Source organism: Methanosphaera sp. (genome assembly GCF_016282985.1).
Taxonomy (GTDB): Archaea; Methanobacteriota; Methanobacteria; order Methanobacteriales; family Methanobacteriaceae; genus Methanosphaera.
In genome coordinates this window covers 1-5858 of record NZ_JAEELZ010000071.1, presented here as the reverse complement: position 1 = coordinate 5858, position 5858 = coordinate 1, and the positions used below count along the sequence as shown (strand labels likewise).

The window sequence follows — 5858 nt, the reverse complement described above, 5'->3', positions numbered from 1 at the left end:
TACTTGGCTAAAACGGATAAAAATGGTAAATACAACTTGTCAGTACTGGTAACCAAAGTTGGAGTAAACAACTTGAGTGTGGGTTACAGTGGAAATGCAAAATATAATCCTTATGAGGTTAATTCAACGTTTAATGTTGGTAAGCAGAATGTTATTGTAACTTATGATCCTGTTAAAGAGGTTCCTGCCGGTACCAATGTTACAATTACTGGTAAGTTTACTGACAATCTTGGTAAGGCAATTGTTAATAGTAATGTGAAAATATTTGTCAATGGTGTTAAATATTATGCTAAAACTGATAGTACGGGAAAATATTCGTTATCTGTACTGGTAACTAAAGTTGGAGTTAACAACTTGAGTGTGGGTTACAGTGGAAATGCAAAATATAATCCTTATGAAGTTAATTCAACGTTTAATGTTGGTAAGCAGAATGTAATTGTAACCTATGATCCGGTTATGGAGGTTCCGGCTGGTACCAATGTCACAATAACAGGTAAGTTTACTGACAACCTGGGAAAAGCAATTGTAAAAAGTAATGTGAAAATATTTGTCAATGGAGTTAAATATTATGCTAAAACTGACAGTACAGGAAAATATTCATTATCCGTACTGGTAACCAAAGTTGGAACAAACAACTTGAGTGTGGGTTACAGTGGAAATGCAAAATACAATGCATATGAAGTAAACAGTACATTCACAGTAGGAAAACAAAACGTTATAGTAACATATAACAAAATCAGTGATGTAAAAAAAGGAAACAACGTAACAATTACAGGTAAGTTCACTGACAACTTGGGAAAAGCAGTAACAAACAGTAACGTAAAAATCACAATTAACGGTGTCAAATACTATGCAAAAACAGACAGCACAGGAAAATACACATTATCAGTAGCAACCACTAAAGAAGGTGTAAACAACGTAACCATAGGTTACAGTGGAAGTGCCAAGTATAATGCATTTGAAACCAGTACAACATTCACAGTACTAAAAGCACAATAAGTACTATTAATTATATTCTAAACACCTTCTATTTTTTATTTTTTTTATCAATTTATAGGGGAACCTGTTGATTTAAGTATTTAAATTAAAATAGGATATTGTAATGCATATATCCTGTTGAAAAATAAATATTAAATATCTGAAAAATAAATATATTATTAGTAATAAATTTTTAAAAATATTTTTTTGTAAATTAAACTTTTATGAATTTAAAAGAAGTATTCATATTTATTGATTTTTAATTATTCATTCGATTAATATAAAAAAGGTGTACTCATGAGAAATATCAAAATCGAAAAAGCAATTCAGAGACCAGTAGAATTAAATGAAATAGAAATTGTAGAAAGAAAAGGTATAGGGCATCCTGACAGTATAAGTGATGGTATAGCAGAAGCAGTAAGTAGGGTATTATCTCAAACTTACAAAGATAAAGCAGGACACGTATTACACCACAATACTGATGAAGTGCAAATTACTGCAGGAGAATCCGATCCTAAGTTTGGTGGCGGACAAATCATCAAACCTATAGAAATATTATTAACAGGTAGGGCAGCAAATGAATTTACTTTACCCAACGGTGAAACTCACAAAGTTGGAGTAGATACAATTGCAATAGAAGCTGCTAAAAATTTCCTCAAAGATACTATAATCAACTTGGATGTAGAATATGGTACTGTGGTGGAATGTAAAATAGGTGAAGGATCAGCAGACTTAAGAGACGTATTCCAAAGACCTAACGAAATACCTTCATCAAATGATACATCATTCGGTGTGGGATTTGCACCATTTTCCGAAACAGAAAATTTAGTACTTAAAACTGAAGAATTATTGAACAGCAAAGACTTCAAAAAACAATACCCATTTGTTGGAGAAGACATAAAAGTAATGGGTTTACGTGAAAAAGACAATATAACACTCACCATTGCAGCAGCATTCGTATCAAGATATGTGGATGACAGAGATGCATACTTAAGTGGTAAAGAAGAATTAATTGATATAGTTAAAGATTTAGCAGCAAAAACAACAGATTTAAATGTTGACACATTAATTAACACCGCTGATGATGAAAGTAAAAAAGACGAATCTGGTTACTACTTAACAGTAACAGGTACAAGTGCAGAAATGGGAGATGACGGTTCAGTAGGAAGAGGAAACCGTGCAAACGGACTTATAACTCCTAACAGACCAATGAGTATGGAAGCAACAAGTGGTAAAAATCCAATTAATCACGTGGGAAAAATATACAACTTACTTTCAAATGAAATTACAAGAGAAGTAGTTGCAGATGTGGAAGGAGTTAAAAATATTGATATGATTATCCTCAGTCAAATAGGTAAACCAATTGATCAGCCAAGAACTGCAACAGCACATATCACCACAGAAGAAGGATATTCAATTGATGATGTGGAAGAGGATGTAACAAGAATCATTGATAAATGGTTAGAAAACATCACCGACATCAAAGACTTCATGTTAGAAGGAAAACTAAGAACTTTCTAGGATTGGTTTAATCCTTTTTTACTCTTTTTTAACTATAAATTATATTTTTTTAATTATTTTTTTTTCACAAACACAATCAAAGAAGTAATTATTTTAAGAATCTATATAAAACTCTTTTTTTACTAAAATATTTTGTTGCTTTTGCTGTGAATGTGTGTTGACATTGTTTTTGTATTATACTATTCAGGAATCTTGTTATTTACTGTAAAAATGATATTCTTATTATCAATCATTGTTTTCTTATTGTGGATAATATTATTTCTATTCTATTTTTTAAAAGAATTAAATTCGATAAAATATATTTTACTGAAATAAAATTATATAATACGAAAAATGAGGTTATGTTTAAGGATATACTTTTATAAAATTCTTTTTTTTAGAAAATTAGATTATATTCTTTTATTTAATAAATCAATAACTACATTTTTTTAATAAAAAATTAAAAGGATTGAAAAACTTTATTTATTAAAACATATTATATAAATATTATTGATAAAGAATAATTGATAATTGATTATAATATTTTAATTAATTTTTATTATATAAATTAATTAAAATTTTTTTATTTATTATTTGATTATTAAGAATAATTTATCAACAAAGAAATGATATGAATTACATAATTTCAAAGAAATCACAGATTTCTTAATTGTATTTTTACAAATTTTTACTAATTCATAAAATAATTAAAAAAATTACTAAATGGGTGAAAAAATAAAATGAAGTCCAAGTATTTCTTTATATTACTTGCTTTATTAGTAATGCTAGTATCGGTTGCTAGTGCAGCTGATGTAGATGATACAATAGTATCATCATCAGATGCAACAACTACTATACATGAAGATACTCAAGCAGTTGATACACAGGTAATTACTAATGATAATAGTAATAATGAAATCAAAAAGACGCAACAAGTAACAAATGTTACGAAAGAAATAAAGAACGAAGAAAATACCAGAGGCACAATACATAACATAAACAATACTAACTTTGACGAGTATGTAACAGCTTCTGGTTTGACCTCACTAGTAAGTGAAAATGATACTTTGAACTTTACAAGTGATGTAACACGTACAACTTCCAGTTATACTATCAATGATAAAATTAATATAACTGGTAACGGATTTACATTAGATTTAAATACAATCTATGGATATGATGATGAAAGTAATCCTACATATATCGAATTTAAGGATAACGCATCAAATTCCAATATTACAAATCTAAAATTCCATAACACACAGGTTTTCACAACATCAGTATCAAATATCATATTTGATAACATCAATGTAACAGTGGACAATCAGGGTGTTGGAAAAAGTACGGGTTACTTTGCAATGCGTACAGGAGTAAGTAATATTACAGTTAAAAACAGTTACTTCTACGCAGCAAACAACACAGGTTGTAGTGCCGTTGTAATAACATTCGGTGAAAACTGTACAATAGACAACAACACAATAATTGGTCAAGGAACAGTAGGTAACCTAGTGTACTTAAACCAATTTGGCCAATCAGGTAATGGTATAACACAAAACAAGAACAACACCATAAGCAATAACATCATAATTGGACCAGATGAAGCAAGTTCAATATGTCATGCAATAACAATTGGTGGACCACACAACCACATAATAAACAATACCATAAACTACACAGGAATTGGAATAGTAGGAAACTGGGCAGGAACATACGATCCAGAAACCAACACAACCAACGACTACTACAATGATACATACCTTGGAAATGGATACATAAACAACACAATAAACAATGGTGCATCATTCAGTGGAGCACAAGGTAGTTTAGTAGCAGGAAACACATTCACAGGAACAGCAACAATAGCAAAAGAATCAAATGTAAAAGACAACAAATTCTACAATACAACAACAATAAAACAATATTCCAATGTAACAGACAACCAATTCAATGATACAACAACAATACAAAAATACTCAAACGTTATTGACAATACATTCAATAATACAGTGACAATAAACGAATACTCTAACGTAACAAACAACATATTCAAATCAGATGTTACACTAAAAAATAACATAAACTTTAAAAACAACAACGCTGAGAACTCAACAGTGAATATTAATGGTGCAAATTGTTATTTATGCAATAATACTATTAATATGCTAGTAGTTACTCAAGCAGCAAACAACACAATGGTGTGTAATGATAACCAAATCAGTGAAACTGATGATGAATATGACAATATCAAAGAAGTTAATCATATTACTTTATTAAATTTTAATAAAAAATCAAGTAAAACAGTTAAAAGTGAAGGAGAACCTACTGTTGTTGATATTACTGAAGAAAATTATTTGGAATGGTTCACCATTAATACATCTTCTGGAAAAAGTTCACCTATTGCAAATAAATTTACTGGAGACACTGTATTAAACTTCTATTATTTCCCCTCTGAAGTCACATTTTTTGAAATAAACAACAACAATATCAATAAATATTCTATTTCACTTGTTGGAAAAAATGAAAGTTTAATACTTAGAAATGTCCGTATAAATTTAAAAAATGAAAGATTATCAATATCTAATATGAATTTAGTTTATGATGAGGAATGGACAAAAGTTCTTAGGATTGTTATTGGACACAAAATTCCTGATGGTATAACCAATATCATAACCATGGAAAATGTTACGATTAATGCAACTGTCGATTATGTTGAAGATAATATTAATCCGGTATTAACTATATCCCAAATAGCCGATGATGCTATGAGCAATATTGTTCTTAAAAATTGTAAAATAAATATTAATGCTCCTAGTACAAACAGTTCATATAATGCAATAGATATTAGAACATCCAATGTTAAATTTATTAACAATACGTTTAATATTAATGAAACAATGGATGTGTATGATAATCCATCGTTAATATTATTTGGACAAAATATTTATAAAATTACAAACAATTTAACTTTTGAAGATAACAATATCACTATGACTGGTGAAAATGGAAAATTATATATTATAAAATTGGATACAAATGGTACACAAATCAAAAACAACAACATCACTATAACCAGTGACACAACAGCACCAGCAATAGAACTCACAGGAAACGACAACACGGTAACAGACAACATAATCATAGCAAACGATAAACTTGGAGATGATGCAGTAACCGTAACCGGAGAAAACAACATAGTACGGGATAATACTGGTCCTAAAGCAGAACCTAAAACTATCATAGTAACTCAGGATAATGTTGATGAGGTATTTGGTGGTGAAGGTCATACTTTAAGTGATGATGTGAATCCTGGTGATACTCTTGATTTCCAGGGATTGATTGATAAAGAACATTCAATTGTTATTAATAAACCTGTAACTGTA

Annotated in this window: 2 protein-coding genes and 1 pseudogene; all 3 read left to right on the top strand. The window is 29.4% G+C overall.

The window, feature by feature from the left end; translation table 11 throughout:
• The coding region (locus QZZ11_RS04095; protein WP_292473846.1) for an Ig-like domain repeat protein at nucleotides 1-999 on the top strand (999 nt) is incomplete at its 5' end.
• A 276-nt stretch (nucleotides 1000-1275) separates the two neighbouring features.
• The gene (locus QZZ11_RS04090; RefSeq protein ID WP_292473845.1) at nucleotides 1276-2499 is read left to right on the top strand and encodes a methionine adenosyltransferase; all 1224 of its coding nucleotides are present in this window, start codon (nucleotides 1276-1278) and stop codon (nucleotides 2497-2499) included.
• A 719-nt stretch (nucleotides 2500-3218) separates the two neighbouring features.
• Nucleotides 3219-5858 (top strand): annotated as a pseudogene (locus tag QZZ11_RS04085) (hypothetical protein); the annotation flags it as partial.

What these genes read in the sequence shown, in the direction of transcription:
- QZZ11_RS04090 (WP_292473845.1), top strand. Translation starts at nt 1,276, where the DNA reads ATGAGAAATATCAAAATCGAAAAAGCAATTCAGAGACCAGTAGAATTA.